This window comes from Billgrantia antri (genome assembly GCF_017868935.1).
In the GTDB taxonomy this organism is placed as follows: Bacteria; Pseudomonadota; Gammaproteobacteria; order Pseudomonadales; family Halomonadaceae; genus Halomonas; species Halomonas antri.
In genome coordinates this window covers 1,929,000-1,943,869 of the sequence record NZ_CP053383.1, presented here as the reverse complement: position 1 = coordinate 1,943,869, position 14,870 = coordinate 1,929,000, and the positions used below count along the sequence as shown (strand labels likewise).

Genomic DNA, 14,870 nt, shown 5'->3' with positions numbered 1-14,870 from the left:
GCCATGAAGCGTTCTCACGCACTCGCCATGCCAGCGTTGGGGATGGCCCTGCTGTGCCTTCCCCTAGGGGCAGGAGCGCAGGAAACGGAAACAGATCCGGACACCGGCCTGATCAAGGCAAGTGGCTGGGAGACGGTGCGCAACAACTGCACCGCCTGTCATTCGGCCAACTTGGTGACTCAGAACAGCGGTACACGCAACCACTGGGAAAACCTCATTCGCTGGATGCAGGAGACACAGGGGCTCTGGAATTTCGAAGCCGAAACGGAGGAGACCATTCTCGACTATCTGGCCGAGTACTACGGCCCCAAGGAAGACACACGGCGTCCTGCACTACCGCGCACGCTAATGCCGGACAATCCGTATCCCACGGTCGCCGATGCCGACTGACCCGGAAAGCCCCTTGCGAGGGGCCTTCCGCTAGAGGCATGTGCCGAACGGCAGCTGCCCCTCTTCACTCCGTCACGATACGGTCCCGTCCATCCTGCTTGGCCCGATAAAGGCGTCGATCCGCCTGCTCGATCAGGCTCGCCGGCGTGCCGCTGACCGGAGTGGCGGTTGCCACCCCCATGCTGACGGTTACGAGGTGAGAAATATCGGAAGCCCGATGTGGGATGGCCGCGTCACTGATAGCCGCCCGGCAGCGCTCCGCCACTTCCCGGGCGGCCTCCAGGTCCGTTTCCGGCAAGACGAGGGCGAACTCCTCGCCGCCGAAGCGGGCCAGAAGATCGCGAGGGCGCAGGATAGACGAACCGAGAATGTGCGCGATACGACGCAGGCAGTCGTCGCCGGCGAGATGGCCGTAGTGGTCGTTGTACTGCTTGAAGCAGTCGATATCCAACATGATGAACGACAGCGGGTGGCCGTTGCGCCGGGCACTCGCCCATTCAGCCTCCAGCGAGGAGTCGAGCAGACGGCGATTCGCCACGCCGGTGAGACCGTCCTGATAGGAGAGTTCTTCGAGCTCCCGCTGGAGCCGCAGCAGCTTCTCTTCGCTTTTCTTGCGCTCGCTGATGTCGAACATGAAGCCTATCAGCGCTTCCACTTCGCCCGCATCATTGCGCACTACATGCACCACATCGCGAATCCACACGTAGCTGCCGTCGGCCTTCAGCGCTCGGTAGTCCGCCTCGTGATCGACCCCCGCCTTGGACTGTGCGACGCAGAAGTTGACGACCCGGTCGCGGTCCTCCGGGTGCATGCGCTCTATCCAGTCATCGATGCTGGCCCAGCTATGCTGCGACCAGCCCAGCAGGCTCTCGATCTGAGGCCCGATATAGGAGAATCGCAGCGTTTCCCAATCGATTCTCCAGGGGATGGCCTTGGTAGACTCCAACAGCGCTTTGTATACGGTGGTGTCTACATTCAGCTCCGCAGCAATGTCATTCATAGGGCATGGCTCCACTGGGCTGCTAGGCGCGTCCATGCGGTTATGAATCTTGGTTTTCAGACTCTGCCATAGCGAGCCCAGAATCAAAGCAAAAAATCAACTATTAGACTCATAGGGGGTAGGCGACTGCCTGATGCGAGCCTTGATTCGACTGAGAGCCACGGGCGTGACTCGAACGTAGCCGGCAATGTCGCGGTCGGTCACTCGTTCGGCAATATGGGGATACTCCTCGATGAAACGCCGGTAACGCTCCTCCGCGGAGAGAGTCAGCAGGTCGCGCTCACGGGCTTCTTTGCGAAAGCCGTAGAGTTCAAAGGCTCGCCTGAGGGCGCGCTGCCACTGGGGGTACCTGTCACCGAGCTGGTCCAGCAGGCTATAGGGCAACGATTCGACCGAAGCCGGACAGGCGGCGATGGCGCTGAAACTGGTGAGGCCACCAGGGGAAAATGCAGCAAGACTGGCAAAGAATCTGTCTTCCGCAGCAAATGCCTTGACCCAAGCATCGCCATCGCAGGTCTCGTAGATCATCTTGATGATCCCGGCTTCCACGAAATAAACGAAGGGATGCTTCACGCCGGCATGGAAGAGGATATCTCCGGGCAACAGCGTCTTGCGCCGCAGAGAAGGCTCGACGAGATGCCACTCGGGAAGCGAGCTGTCGGCCAGTCGCTCAAAAATGCGCTTCGCTGTGCTCAAAGAGGCTCCTAGTGAATTGAACTGAGGGTTTCGTCTTCAATATGCCACTAGAACAACGTGTCGACTTATTACTATCCCTGATCGTCCCTTCCCAAAGTTCGCTCCATGACCAAATAGCCGAAAGAGGCCGACCACGTGATCATCATGAAGCCCACCAACGCCTCCGTGCCGGCGAGAAAGCGGATATGCCCGGTGGCAGCCAGGTCTCCCCAGCCCACTGTCGTATACGTGGCAGCGGAAAAGTAAACGCTATCCAGCAGGCTCACCGATGAATAACCTGTGATCTCCCCAAAGCCGTCATGGTTCAAGAGCCACCAGAAGGCCGCCCCAAATGCCCATATCTCAATGACATGTGCGAATATCAGCACGAACATGACACAAAGCAGGATCGGCCTTCTACGCACCTCGCCGGGAAAATTGCGCTGCCGCCTGCCACACCAGCGGCTCAGCAGCTGGATGACCTCGTAATGAAAGACCACCACGATACCAACCACCGCCGCCGTTACCAGTACCATCACCCACTCAGGATCGACAAACAACAACGGCAGTCACCTTGTATCCAGTCTTGAAAAGCGTTCGCGTCTTGGTGCCAAGGCAGCAGCGGTCGGCGGTTTCAAGGGTCCATTCGCAGCAGGCTCGGCCTACGGTTAGCCTGCCGCGTTCAAGGGCTGATGGGAAGCCCTGAGCACGGCGAACCGAAGGATGGTCATGAGCTGGGCTTTATTTCTTTCGTCATCAGGATCCAGTCTCCCGTGTGAGGGCAGCCAGGAAACTGAGCGATCGGCCGGATGCACCATCTGGCCGGCGTACGGCAGCTCGGGTACCCCGTCGAAGGTAGCGAGGGTCAGGTCGACCAAGCAGAGTCGTGTCATCAATCATCGGGCATCAAACGTTTGCCGAGGCTGACCGCCTCATCCACCGAATAGCCGAGCTTACGGTAGAAAGCCAGCACGGTTTCGTTGGTGGTACGCACGAGGATGTTCAGCTTGGGGCATCCCATGGCATGCAGCCTCTGCTCGATGGTTGCCATCAGGAGGCGGCCCAGGCCCTGGTGTTGGCAGGCAGGATCGACGGTGAGGTAGTAAACGGAGCCACGATGCCCATCGTAGCCCGCCATTGCCGTCGCAATGACACGGCCTTCCCGCTCGCCCACGAAGAACAACTCGGGTTGCATCGACACCTTTCTTTCGATGTCTTTCGCAGGGTCGTTCCAGGGCCGTACCAGACCGCAGGCATGCCAGAGTGCAATGACCGCCGACTGGTCTTCCTCCTGGTAGGTTCTGATCTTGACCGTCACTCCGCGCATGCACTTGGCCTCAGACCAGTAGAAGTGCTTTATCGATGGGCTTGAACTCACTGGCGGCGTTCATCAGTGAGTGAGCCGTCAACTGAGGCACACCATAGACCTCGACTCTTTTGCCAAGCACTTGGCGTACCTTGTTTACCAGCAGGTCAAAATCTCCATCGCCCGACACCAGCACGATGACATCGGCCTGGTCGGCATACTCGATGGCATCGAGGGTGATGCCGACATCCCAATCGCCCTTTGCGGTGCCGTCCGCTCTCTGGATGAATGGCTTCAGCTTCACCTCGAACCCAATGGCACGAAGAATACGCTGGAATTCTTGCTGCTTCCGGTCGCCCTTGTCGATGGCATAGGCGATGGCTTTCACGACCTCTCTGCCCGAAGTGGTCTCCGACCAGAACTTGTTGTAGTCGAAATTCCGCTTATAGGCTTCCCGCACCGTGTAGTAGACATTCTGGACGTCAACGAATATCGCGACCTTTTCCATCCCCCCTCCCTGCCTCGAACAAGCCCATACAACCGCTAGAATTCCCGGCTCAAGCGACTGGTTGCAGCCGAGCGTAGTGCTTACCCCTTCTTCTGCCAAGGCCAATGGCCACTCAGTTCCACCTCTAGGGTAAAGCTGAGGAAGGTACGAATTATCACTACGATCGCCAGGATGCCTACCGTTTCGAAGGTCAACTCTACTGCAACGGTATGGATGATATCAGCCGCCACGAGGAGCTCCAGACCAAGCAGGATCCCTTTGCCGAGTCGCTGACGTACCTGCCCGAATATCGCTTCTGTATACCCTTGCCGCCTCAGTGATATCGGCTCGACGATCAGCGCATACAGGGTGAACCCCGCAATGATGAGGATACCGAGTATCTCCATCGAAGCGACTCCGATCTCTGCAATGGGTGCTACGATCTCCACGCGTGCCTCCTCCATGGTGTCTGCTCCGGGGCGGCTCTAGCTTGCGCCGCCAGTTAGCCGCCGTGCCTGAAGTAACGTAGCAGGATCGTGGAGAGGTGCGGACCAGGACGAAGCGCCCCGAGCCAGCGAACTGGCCCGGGGCGCTCTCGTGTTGCCGGGAGTGGCAGCGGTACGGCTTACACCCCTACCCCTGCTCTGGCGGCACGGTGGGCGTGCAGCTTCTTGTAGCTCTCGATCAGGCGCTGGTGCTTCTCCAAGCCTTCGAGCTGCATGTTGGTGGGCGTCAGGCCGTGGAAGCGCACCTCGCCGTTCACCGAGCCGACCACCGCGGCCATGGTCTGCTCACCGAACATGCGGGTAAGGTTGTGGCGGTAGTCGTCGAGCTCCAGCTCGTCGTCGAGTTCGATCTCCAGCACCACGGCCATGGCCTGGTAGAACAGCCCGCGCTCCACGGTATTGTCGTTGTACTGTTGGAACATCCCGACCCGCTCCAGGGCTTCTTCGTGCTGCCCCAAGGCTAGATTGATCAGCAGCTTAAGTTCGAGAATGGTGAGCTGCCCCCACACGGTATTCTCGTCGAACTCGATGCCGATCAGGGTGATGATATCCATGTGCTCGTCGAGCTGGCTCTCCTCCAGGCGCTCCAGCAGGTCGGCGAGCCGCTCGTCGCTCAGCTCATGCAGATGCAGGATGTCCTCGCGGTAATCCAGCGCCATGTTGGTGTTGTCCCAGATCAGGTCCTCCACCGGGTACACCTCGGAGTAGCCCGGCACCAGGATGCGGCACACCGGCGCGCCCAGGTCCTCGTGAACAGCCATGTAGGCCTCGAGGCCCAGCTCTTCCAGGATGCCGAACAGCGTGGCGGCTTCCTCGGCATTGGTGCCGGAAAAGTCCCAGTCAGCGAACTCGACGTCGCTCTTGGCGCTGAAGAAACGCCACGAGACCAGCCCCGAGGAGTCGATGAAGTGCTCGACGAAGTTGTTCGGCTCGGAGACGGCCTGAGAGTTGAAGGTCGGCGGCAGGAAGTCGTTCAGGCCTTCGAAGCTGCGACCCTGAAGCAGCTCGGTAAGGCTGCGCTCCAGCGCCACCTCGAAGCTGGGATGAGCGCCGAAGGAGGCGAACACGCCGCCGGTGCGTGGGTTCATCAGCGTCACGCACATCACCGGGAACTGACCGCCCAGCGAGGCATCCTTGACCAGCACCGGGAAGCCCTGGGCCTCCAGCGCCTGGATGCCCTCGATAATCGCCGGGTAGCGCTCGAGCACTGTCATGGGCACGTCGGGCAGCGCGAGTTCCTGCTCGAGAATCTGGCGCTTCACCGCCCGCTCGAAGATCTCCGAGAGGCACTGCACCTGCGCCTCCTCCAGCGTGTTGCCGGCGCTCATGCCGTTGCTGAGGTAGAGGTTCTCGATCAGGTTGGAGGGGAAGTAGACCGTCTCGCCATCCGACTGGCGCACGAAGGGCAAGGCGACGATGCCGCGCTCGCGCTTGCCGGAGTTGGTATCGATCAGGTGCGAGCCGCGCAGCTCGCCCTCCGGGTCGTAGATCTCGCGGGTATAGTCGTCGAGGATGCCTTCGGGCAGCTCGTCGTTAGGCCCGGGCTTGAACCACTCTTCGTTGGGGTAGTGCACGAAGGCGCTTCCCGCGATCTCTTCGCCGAAGAACTGGTCGTTGTAGAAGAAGTTGCAGCTCAGGCGCTCGATGAACTCGCCCAGCGCCGAGCACAGCGCGCTCTCCTTGGTGGCGCCCTTGCCGTTGGTGAAGCACATCGGCGAGGCGGCGTCGCGAATGTGCAGCGACCACACGTGGGGCACGATGTTGCGCCAGGAGGCGATCTCGATCTTCATGCCCAGCTCCGCCAGCATGCCGGACATGTTGGCGATCGTCTGCTCCAGCGGCAGGTCCTTACCCTCGATCCAGGTGTAGGCCTCTTCGTCAGGCTGCACCATCAGCAGGGCCTGGGCGTCCTCGTCGAGGTTCTCCACCGTCTCGATCTGGAACTCGGGGCCGGTCTGCACCACTTTCTTGACCGTGCAGCGGTCGATGGAGCGCAGGATGCCCTCGCGGTCCTTCTCGGAGATGTCTTCCGGCAGCTCGACCTGGATCTTGAAGATCTGGTTGTAGCGGTTCTCGGGGTCGACGATGTTGTTCTGCGAGAGCCGGATGTTCTCGGTGGGAATGTCACGCGCCTTGCAGTACACCCGCACGAAGTAGGCCGCGCAGAGCGCGGAGGACGCCAGGAAGTAGTCGAAGGGGCTTGGCGCCGAACCGTCGCCCTTGTAGCGAATGGGCTGGTCGGTGATGACGGTGAAATCGTCAAACTTGGCTTCAAGCCTGAGATTTTCAAGGAAGTTGACTTTGATTTCCATGACGGGCTACCGATGGGGAAGTGTTGCTGGCGCAGGCCGAGGCGCGCAGTCTACCACACCACCACAGCCCTTTCGGCAATAGCTCGCGAGGCGGAAGGGTTTTTGGAATCCGGCACGTGTCGGATGGAGGGAGTGAACGAGAGGCCAACCGTAGGCCGAACAAGAAGCTACCCGGTAAACGGGTTACCGGGTAGTTCCCTGCGTACTGGTGTCTTTATCGTCAGAGCTGTCTCAGCAGCTTTCGTTACTCAACTTAACGCTTGGTAACGATGAAAGCAACATAGACAAAGGACTAAGATGAAATACTGCACTCGTATCCCACGTCAGGCGGTAATGACGTTAAACAATTGAACGAGCAGTGGTTAGTGGCCTTTCATGAGCTCATATCATAGCGCCCTGCCCGATTTGTCGCAGCAGAAAGTCTAATACTGCCTTCATGAATTCCGCTGGGTATTCGATGTGAGTCATATGGGCAGCTGGCATGACCGCCAGCCTGGCACCAGGGATGGTGGCAGCCATGGCTTCGCTGTGGCTGACGGTGGTCACCGGGTCATGCTCGCCTGCGATGATGAGAGTCGGGGTCGTGATGAGCGCAATGGTACGCCGCATGTCGGTGTCGCGCACGGCTGCGTAGGAGCCAGCGAGGCCCTGCGGATCCGTCTCCAGAAGCGTAGTACGAAACGGCTCCACGACTGGATTCCCTGGTTCCAGCATTCGCGCCGGAAACCAGTTGCGCAGAAACCTCATGGTAGTTTGCTGCATGTCTTGCGCCTCGAGCACGGTAGCGATGGCATCGTCCCATTGCCCGGGCGGCCCCAGGTACGAGGCGGTATTGCTCAGGATCAGCCGGTCGATTCGCTCTGGTGCATGAATACCCAGCCACTGGCCAACGAACCCGCCCAGCGAGAGCCCAAGAAAATGAGCTCTTGCGACATTCAAATTATCCAATAGCTCCAGCACATCCCTGCTGAGCCGGTCAATGGAGTAGGCACCAGCTGGGACGCCCGACTCCCCATGTCCACGCATGTCGTAGCGCACCACGCGGTAATGCTTGGCCAGCTCGGTCACCTGGCGATCCCACATGCTCAGGTCCGTGGCAATCGAGTTGGAGAGTACCAGCGCGGGACTCTCGGCAGGCCCGTCGATGCGATAGGCGATGCGAACGCCATCGCCCGTGGTGAAGAACGAACGCGGACTGGCATTCAATGATTTGGAAGCCATGCGGGACATATCGAACTCCTCAGGCAATGTGCCTTGGTGGTGAAGGACCATTCGATAGTAGTTGTGCCCCTTGACAAAAAATATTACATAGTTTGAAACATCCCTGTTGGTTAGATTGACAATGAACAGGTTCACACTGCACGAGTTGTACTGCTTCGTCGCCGTCGTCGAGGAAGGAGGCTTTCAAGCGGCGGCGACCGTGCTCAACCGCTCGCATGCCGCGGTATTTGCCGCGCTGGCGAAACTCGAACGTCAGTTCGGCATCGCCCTGCTGGACCGGAGCGGCTACCGGGTATGCCCCACCGAAGCCGGGCTGTCGTTATATCGTCGTGCCCAGTCGCTGTTGCGCGAAGCGGAAGCGCTATCCCTGCATGCCAGGCAAATGGCCATGGGCGAAGAGACCGAACTCAACATCGTGATCGGCGACCTCTGCCCTCGTTCGAAGATCCTTGGTCTACTCAGCCGTTTCTTTGCCGATTTTCCCAATACGCGCCTGCAGCTCCATTACGAGGCCGTGACTGGACCTTGGGAGCGGTTGCAGAAAGGCGAGGCCGATCTGATTCTGCACCGGATCGACAAGAGCGACCTGCAGTTGGAGTGGATCGACATTGGCACGGTTTCATTAGTCCCGGTCGTTGCACCGGGCTTCCTGCCCTTCCCCATTACTGACGCGATCACGCCGGAGCAGATGCGCGAGCTGACCCAATGCGTACTGCGTGACACAGCGCAGCACACCGAGCCTCGCAGTTACTATGTGGTGGGCGGCACTTTTCAGTGCAATGTGGCCGATCACGAGATGAAGAAGGACTTCATTTTGCAAGGCATGGCTTGGGGCCATCTGCCACGCTTCATGATCGAGGAGGAGTTGCGCGACGGCCGCTTGCTCTCCATTGCCGGGCGTCATTTCCCCGGAATTACCGAGGAGCTGGTCGTAGGACGTCGGCGCGACCGCCCTCACGGGCCTGTCGCCGAGCGGCTGTGGGAGGAGCTTGAGGCACAGACACCCATGATGTCCTTGGTACTCAGCTCCCACGAAACATGACGCTAGAGGTGTGCATGATAATGACGCGTCTCTTGCCAACAGGCATTGAGACCATCCACGTAGACGTTAGTGGTCTTCGACAGCTCCTCTTCGCTGATACCGTTCAGGCAGCCGAGCGTGGGATTTGACTTCGTCCCACATTGACATGTCGTCTGGAGTCGAAGAAATCGACATGAGCCATGCTTCGTTCAGGGTTGCGCATCCTTCAACCATGCCAGCGCACGCTGTTCATGTAGCTTCACGAAATCCGCCTTGCCCTCGGAATAGAGAGTAATATCGTGGCGACAGGCTTTAGCGACTCGCTGCTTCAACTCGCCGTACTCCTGGGCCACGACGGGATGGGCGCGCAGGTAGTCACGAAATGCAAGGTGTCGCTGCACGTCGGCAGATCCCAACTCGAAAGCATGGATCTGATGGGTTCTACTATTCCCTCCCTTGCGGTAGTAACGACGTCCCGGCATGCCAAACTCTCCCAGACACTCATAGCCGATCGCCTCGAAGCTACACGATCGCCCATCCAGTTCCTTTAAGTCAGCCACTTCGAGGAGAATGTCGATAATGGGTTTGGCCTGCAACCCTTCGACGGAAGTGCTGCCGATGTGATGCACACGATATTGCAGACCGTCCACCGCCTCTTCGATAAGCCACCTCTCCTCATCGAATCGGCGCGCCCAGCCCTCCTCGTAAGGGACCACCACGATATCATTCATATTCATCATCAGGCTTATGCTCCGCTTGCATTAGATGCTCGAACGTCGCAGGCATCACGCAGTCCAAGGCTCCCAAGGGCATATACCGAAGACTAGCCGCAAGCTTATCGCCCGCCCGTCACGTCCAGCAGTGCACCAGTCGAGTAGGAAGCTTCGTCGGAAAGCAGCCAGAGAATGGCTCGGGCAACCTCATCGGCCTGTCCGCCGCGCTGCATGGGCACGGAGGCTTTCACCCGCTCGACGCGATCGGGCTCGCCTCCACTGGCATGGATCTCGGTGTAGATCACGCCCGGACGCACCGCATTGACGCGAATGCCTTCGCTGGCGACCTCCTTCGCCAAGCCGACAGTGAAGCTGTCGATGGCACCCTTGGCAGCGGCATAGTCGACGTACTCGTTGGGCGCGCCAAGCCGCGAGGCAATGGAAGAGACGTTGACGATCGCCCCACCCCGGCCTCCGTGCCGGGTCGACATGCGCCGAATGGCCTCGCGGGCACAGAGGAAGCTGCCGATCACATTGGCCGTCAGCACCCGGCTCAGGCGCGCGGCATCCATGTGTTCGACGCGCATCTGCGTCTCCAGAATACCGGCGTTGTTGACCAGCGCCGTGACCGGACCGAGCATTTCATCGACCTGTTCGAAGAGGCGCACCACGTCGGCCTCGGAGCCGACGTCGGCCGCCACGGCAATCGCCTCGCCACCGCCACGGGTGATCTCTTCGGTCACGGCAAGCGCCGCGGCTTCGTTGTGCCGATAATTGACGCACACCGCGTAACCATCCGCGGCACCCAGGCGGGCGGTTGCCGCACCGATGCCCCGGCTGCCACCGGTTATCACCAGGACTCTCTTCAACGCGATTCCTCCTATTGCCGTCCGCGCCCTAATGCTGGCTTGGCGATGAGCGACCATCCTCGAGAAAGGCTTGATGGAAGTTGACGCTACCCTAGTCTCCGAAGCGACTGCCCAAGCTGACCGGGCAAAGCCAGCATCGCTCAGACCTTGGTGACCTTCACCGCAGTACCGGTCGCCACCAGGAACAGCATCGACTTACCGCCGCCGGAAATCTCACTGTAATCGAGGTCGATGCCGATCACCGCGTTGGCGCCGATTTCCTCCGCTTCACGGCGCAGCTCGTCAAGACAGGTTATGCGGGCATCGCGAAGTGCCGCCTGTGACGACTTGTTGCGCCCGCCGAAGAAATCGCGGAAGCCTGCAAACATGTCCTTGAGAATGTTCATGCCGAACACGCATTCGGATGACACAACGTCGATGTGTTCGGTAACGCGATAGCCCTCGAGGTGCGATGAAGTGGTCAGGATCACTCGCTCGGACATGGGATTTCTTCCTTCCGTGATGGCTGTTGTTTTGGCGAGACCGCGAGCAACGCGGCTTGGCGGCACTGCCTGATCGACATCATGCCCTGTCCGCCCGTCGGTGTGAACGGCTCCTGCATGGCCCCGCTGCCGGATTGAAGCCATGACCTGGCCAGCTCCTGCTGATGCATTCATGCTGTACCCAGCTGCCCGGCGGGGGCTCACCGGGCGCCAACGAGGCAGCCAAGGAGCGAATTGCCATGCAGGAAGACGCCGCAGCGAATCCACGACTCCGCCTGGTATACGACGGCGAATGCCCGATGTGCCGTCGTTATGTGCGCTGGCAGCGCATTCGCAAGGAGGTCGGCGAGCTGGAGCTGATCGACGCCAGGCAGGAGAGCGAAGCGCGCCGTGAGCTCACCGCCAGCGGCATCGACCTGGACCAGGGCTTTGCCCTGCAGATCGGCGAACGCTGGTACCACGGCAGCGAGGCGCTGCACCGCCTCACCCTGATCGGTACCCGAAGCGGTGTCTTCAATCGCGCGATGTACCGACTCTTTGCCAGCCAGGAACGCACCGAGAGGCTATATCCGCTGCTCAAGGCTTGCCGCAACGGCCTGCTAAGCCTGCTCGGCATCGATAAGATACGCAATGTAAAACCCCGGCGATGACCCATGCCTTGTCTGGCCATCGCTCGTCGACTCGTCAGACAGAGCCTAGGGATCGTGCGCCTGGGCGCCACCCGGACAGCCGCCCTGCGTTGGTACCGAATACTGGCATCGTCTACGTTGAGATGGCACATGGAGCAAGGACACATCCATCAGCCATTGCCTAAGGAGTTCCCATGAAGCCGCACGGCAAGGCAACCGTTTCATCTTTCGCCACCCTTACAATCGTCGTGCTTGCGAGCATGACAGCGTACGGCCAAGAGAACCCACGCCCTCTCGATGACTGGAATTACGCTGCACTTTATGAGCAAGGTGGACTAAGGGCCGAAGCGCTGCTGGACGCGAAGGCGATGAGTGCCGAAGGCGAAGCGATTGGTGAGGTGAGCAACGTCATCCTGAACGAGGAGAACAAGATCGTCACCCTCGTCGCCGAGGTAGGCGGCATGTGGGACAGTGGCGACCGGCACGTCTCCATTCCCTGGGATGAAGTAGAGCTCACCGAGAAGGGAGTTCGCGTACCGGTCCGCCGCGACAACATCCAGGAGTACGACCTGTTCAATGATGACTATGTCGATGAGGCCTACCTCTCCAAAGGGGAGCTAGAGCAGACCACGCAGATCGAAAGCGACGTCATGACGGGTCCACGCATCTGGAAAATAACCGACATTACGGATGAGTTCGTCAGTGTGGGAAAAGATACGGGCCTGGGCTATGTAACCGACGCCCTTTTTACTCGAGATGGCCTGCTTCAGGCGATCGTGGTAGAGCCCTCCAATAGCGAATTCGGAAATGGCCCACGCGCTTACCCCTTCTATGGCTATTCCGACGACTGGCAGCCAGGATCGCCGAAATACGAACTTCCTTACTCCAAGCAGGCAATCCAGGATCTGCCCACCTTCGACTACGACCAATACGATACTCTTTGGAATGAATGAGTGATCACCCGCTCACGCTTGCCATAGGCGGCAAAAGGAGAGCTGAATGAACAAGCGTATTTTGATGGTATTGACCTCCCACGATCGCCTCGGCGACACCGGCGAGCCCACCGGCTTCTGGCTGGAGGAGCTGGCGGCGCCCTACTACGTCTGCCTGGACGCCGGCGCCGAGGTGGTGCTGGCCTCGCCCAAGGGCGGCAAGCCGCCGCTGGACCCCAAGAGCGACGCCGAGGATAGCCAGACCAAGGCGACTCGCCGTTTCCAGCAGGACAGCCATGCCCAGCAGGCACTGGCCAATACCCACAAGCTGAGCGAAGTCAGCGCCGACGATTTCGACGCCGTCTTCTACCCCGGCGGCCATGGTCCGCTCTGGGATCTGGTCGAGGACAAGGACTCCATCCGTCTTATCGAATCCTTCTGGGCCCAGCAAAAGCCGGTGGCCGCCGTGTGCCACGCGCCCATCGTGCTGCTCCATGCGCGTGACGAAGAAGGAAATCCGATCATCCGTGGTCGCCAGGTGACCGGCTTCACCAACGAGGAGGAAGAAGCCGTGGGTCTCACCCAGGTCGTTCCGCATCTGGTGGAAAACGCACTCAAGGAGGGCGGCGCTCACTACTCCAAGGCCGATGTCTTTGCCTCCTACACCCGCCAGGACGGACGGCTTATCACCGGCCAGAACCCACCCTCCTCCGAGCCGACGGCCAAGCTGCTGCTGGAGGCACTCGGAAAGTAACACCTCAATTTCGTTCAATACCGCGTTCTAGCGACGAGGCACGCTTGGCTCATTGCCACCCTGGAGGATGACGATGAGCCTTGCCTTGATTCTGCCGATGTCGGCATTCGCCCTTGCGGCTTCGATCTCGCCGGGGCCGGTGAACCTGGTGTGCCTGAGCAGCGGCACGCGATACCCCCTATCGCAGGGGCTGGTATTCGTTACCGGCGCAACGCTGGGCTTCGTGGTGCTGTTCGTGGCCGTGGGGCTGGGGCTCTATTCGGTATTGTCGGTGGTACCGGGGCTGGACCGGGCACTGCGCTGGGCCGGTGTGGCATTCCTGTTGTACATGAGCGTTCGGCTGTTCCGCGACGATGGCCGACTGCCGGAGGGGAACACTCAGCGGGCGCCGGGTTTCATGACGGGAGCGCTGATGCAGTGGCTCAATCCCAAGGCGTGGCTGGCCTCGGCCTCGGGGATCGGCGCATATACCAGCGGCAGCGAGCTGAACCAAGTGGTGCTGTTCGCCGCGCTGTATCTGCCGATCTGCTGGCTGTCTCTGGGCAGTTGGGTCTATGCCGGCGCCTTCCTGCGTCGTTACATTCACAGGCCAACCGTACTGATAACGGTCAATCGCACGCTGGCGCTGCTACTCGCCGGTAGCTGTTTATATCTCCTGCTCGACTAAGCGCCGAGCAAAGGCTACTGCTCGTGTGAAGGCTGGCGATACTGCTTCGGCGTGGCAGCCACCAGTCGCTTGAAGGTGCGCTGAAAATGAGGCTGATCGGAGAAACCGGCGTTCAGCGCCGCCTCGGCGATGGGGGTGCCGCCTTTGAGTTCGCGCTGGCCGAGCTGAATGCGCCGGTTGACCAGATAGGCATGTGGCGTAAAGCCGAAGTGCTGCTTGAAGGCGCGAATCAGGTGGCCTGGGCTGTAGCCCGAACGCTCGCAGAGTTCGTCGAGGGAGATGTCTTGCGCCGCGTTCTCGTCCAGGTAGGCGGTAAGCTCGCGCAGCATGACCGGCGCCTCGGGCAGCGGTTGGGCGGGCTGGCCGGCAAGTTCGTGCATCAAGGCACCGAGATATTCGACTACCCCGGTCTGCTTGGCCAGCAGGTCGCGGCTCGGGTTCAGCAGACAGGCCGCCATCTGGCAGTAACCTTCATACCAGCGGGGCTCGCCAAGCACGGCGGTGGCGATGTCCTGCCAACGCGGTTCTGCCAGCAGCCCCGCCTGGTAACGCAACTGGGTCAGCCAGCCGGTATCGACATAGAGCATCAGGTAGGCCCAGGGCCGGTCGTCGATGGCGCTGCAGGCATGCATCCACTCGGGATTCATCATGACCAGGGTGCCGGCTGCTACATGGTAGCGGTCGCTGCGGTAGCGGAAAGTGCTCTCACCCGCGGTAATGGCGCCTAGCGACCAGTGCGTATGGCTATGCGGCGCGTAGCAGACCTTGCGGCCATCCTCGACTTTGCGCAGCTCCACGTGGGGCAGGCGCGGGTCGCGCCAGAACAGGGGTTTGGTGGCATCCGACATGGCAAGGCCTCCCGATTACCGAGTACTTACGATAGCGCTCAGCGGGAAGTGCTGCCAC

The 14,870-nt window shown here is 60.2% G+C and carries 18 protein-coding genes; 6 read left to right on the top strand and 12 right to left on the bottom strand.

Annotated features, from left to right (window positions below; all coding sequences use genetic code 11):
* The first annotated feature begins 3 nt into the window (after positions 1 to 3).
* Positions 4 to 390, top strand: coding sequence for a hypothetical protein (locus HNO53_RS09060; protein WP_209477981.1), 387 nt, complete (start codon positions 4 to 6; stop codon positions 388 to 390).
* Between the two features lie 64 nt (positions 391 to 454).
* On the opposite strand, the gene HNO53_RS09055 is transcribed toward HNO53_RS09060, so the two are convergent.
* The 8 genes from HNO53_RS09055 to HNO53_RS09020 all read right to left on the bottom strand — a co-directional run bounded on the left by HNO53_RS09055 (position 455) and on the right by HNO53_RS09020 (position 7,906).
* Entirely contained in the window at positions 455 to 1,390 is a 936-nt protein-coding gene (locus HNO53_RS09055) for a sensor domain-containing diguanylate cyclase (protein WP_209477979.1), read from the bottom strand.
* A 96-nt stretch (positions 1,391 to 1,486) separates the two neighbouring features.
* Positions 1,487 to 2,086: a Crp/Fnr family transcriptional regulator gene (locus HNO53_RS09050; RefSeq protein ID WP_209477977.1), complete on the bottom strand. Its 600-nt coding sequence runs from the start codon at positions 2,084 to 2,086 to the stop codon at positions 1,487 to 1,489.
* 71 nt (positions 2,087 to 2,157) lie between these two features.
* Positions 2,158 to 2,628, bottom strand: coding sequence for an ion channel (locus tag HNO53_RS09045; protein ID WP_242597588.1), 471 nt, complete (start codon positions 2,626 to 2,628; stop codon positions 2,158 to 2,160).
* A gap of 329 nt (positions 2,629 to 2,957) precedes the next feature.
* Positions 2,958 to 3,392, bottom strand: a complete 435-nt coding sequence (locus HNO53_RS09040) for a GNAT family acetyltransferase (RefSeq protein ID WP_209477975.1) — start codon at positions 3,390 to 3,392, stop codon at positions 2,958 to 2,960.
* Between the two features lie 10 nt (positions 3,393 to 3,402).
* Positions 3,403 to 3,879 carry a LabA-like NYN domain-containing protein gene (locus HNO53_RS09035; RefSeq protein WP_209477974.1) on the bottom strand — a complete coding sequence of 159 codons (477 nt, stop codon included), beginning with the start codon at positions 3,877 to 3,879 and terminating at the stop codon, positions 3,403 to 3,405.
* Between the two features lie 80 nt (positions 3,880 to 3,959).
* Positions 3,960 to 4,307, bottom strand: a complete 348-nt coding sequence (locus HNO53_RS09030; protein ID WP_242597587.1) for a DUF1622 domain-containing protein — start codon at positions 4,305 to 4,307, stop codon at positions 3,960 to 3,962.
* 176 nt (positions 4,308 to 4,483) lie between these two features.
* Complete coding sequence (locus tag HNO53_RS09025; RefSeq protein WP_209477970.1) at positions 4,484 to 6,676, bottom strand: OsmC domain/YcaO domain-containing protein; 2,193 nt, start codon at positions 6,674 to 6,676, stop codon at positions 4,484 to 4,486.
* Between the two features lie 381 nt (positions 6,677 to 7,057).
* On the bottom strand, positions 7,058 to 7,906 hold the full coding sequence (locus HNO53_RS09020) for an alpha/beta fold hydrolase (protein WP_209477968.1): 849 nt from the start codon (positions 7,904 to 7,906) through the stop codon (positions 7,058 to 7,060).
* Positions 7,907 to 8,018: 112 nt separating this feature from the next.
* Between HNO53_RS09020 and HNO53_RS09015 the strand changes: the two genes are divergently transcribed.
* Positions 8,019 to 8,939, top strand: coding sequence for a LysR family transcriptional regulator (locus tag HNO53_RS09015; RefSeq protein ID WP_209477966.1), 921 nt, complete (start codon positions 8,019 to 8,021; stop codon positions 8,937 to 8,939).
* 188 nt (positions 8,940 to 9,127) lie between these two features.
* Here the strand turns inward: HNO53_RS09015 and HNO53_RS09010 are convergent, their stop codons facing one another.
* The 3 genes from HNO53_RS09010 to HNO53_RS09000 form a co-directional block, all read right to left on the bottom strand.
* Positions 9,128 to 9,658: a GrpB family protein gene (locus tag HNO53_RS09010; RefSeq protein ID WP_242597586.1), complete on the bottom strand. Its 531-nt coding sequence runs from the start codon at positions 9,656 to 9,658 to the stop codon at positions 9,128 to 9,130.
* A gap of 95 nt (positions 9,659 to 9,753) precedes the next feature.
* On the bottom strand, positions 9,754 to 10,500 hold the full coding sequence (locus tag HNO53_RS09005; RefSeq protein WP_209477964.1) for an SDR family oxidoreductase: 747 nt from the start codon (positions 10,498 to 10,500) through the stop codon (positions 9,754 to 9,756).
* Between the two features lie 140 nt (positions 10,501 to 10,640).
* Positions 10,641 to 11,126, bottom strand: coding sequence for a YbjQ family protein (locus HNO53_RS09000; protein WP_209477962.1), 486 nt, complete (start codon positions 11,124 to 11,126; stop codon positions 10,641 to 10,643).
* Between the two features lie 95 nt (positions 11,127 to 11,221).
* Here HNO53_RS09000 and HNO53_RS08995 point away from each other — a divergent pair, with 95 nt between their 5' ends.
* The 4 genes from HNO53_RS08995 to HNO53_RS08980 all read left to right on the top strand — a co-directional run bounded on the left by HNO53_RS08995 (position 11,222) and on the right by HNO53_RS08980 (position 13,964).
* Positions 11,222 to 11,632, top strand: a complete 411-nt coding sequence (locus HNO53_RS08995; RefSeq protein ID WP_209477960.1) for a DCC1-like thiol-disulfide oxidoreductase family protein — start codon at positions 11,222 to 11,224, stop codon at positions 11,630 to 11,632.
* 173 nt (positions 11,633 to 11,805) lie between these two features.
* Complete coding sequence (locus HNO53_RS08990; protein WP_242597585.1) at positions 11,806 to 12,564, top strand: PRC-barrel domain-containing protein; 759 nt, start codon at positions 11,806 to 11,808, stop codon at positions 12,562 to 12,564.
* 46 nt (positions 12,565 to 12,610) lie between these two features.
* Positions 12,611 to 13,297, top strand: a complete 687-nt coding sequence (locus HNO53_RS08985) for a type 1 glutamine amidotransferase domain-containing protein (RefSeq protein ID WP_209477958.1) — start codon at positions 12,611 to 12,613, stop codon at positions 13,295 to 13,297.
* A 73-nt stretch (positions 13,298 to 13,370) separates the two neighbouring features.
* On the top strand, positions 13,371 to 13,964 hold the full coding sequence (locus tag HNO53_RS08980) for a LysE family translocator (protein ID WP_209477956.1): 594 nt from the start codon (positions 13,371 to 13,373) through the stop codon (positions 13,962 to 13,964).
* A gap of 14 nt (positions 13,965 to 13,978) precedes the next feature.
* Here HNO53_RS08980 and HNO53_RS08975 read toward each other — a convergent pair whose 3' ends face one another.
* Positions 13,979 to 14,812: an AraC family transcriptional regulator gene (locus HNO53_RS08975; RefSeq protein ID WP_209477954.1), complete on the bottom strand. Its 834-nt coding sequence runs from the start codon at positions 14,810 to 14,812 to the stop codon at positions 13,979 to 13,981.
* Positions 14,813 to 14,870: the final 58 nt, after the last annotated feature.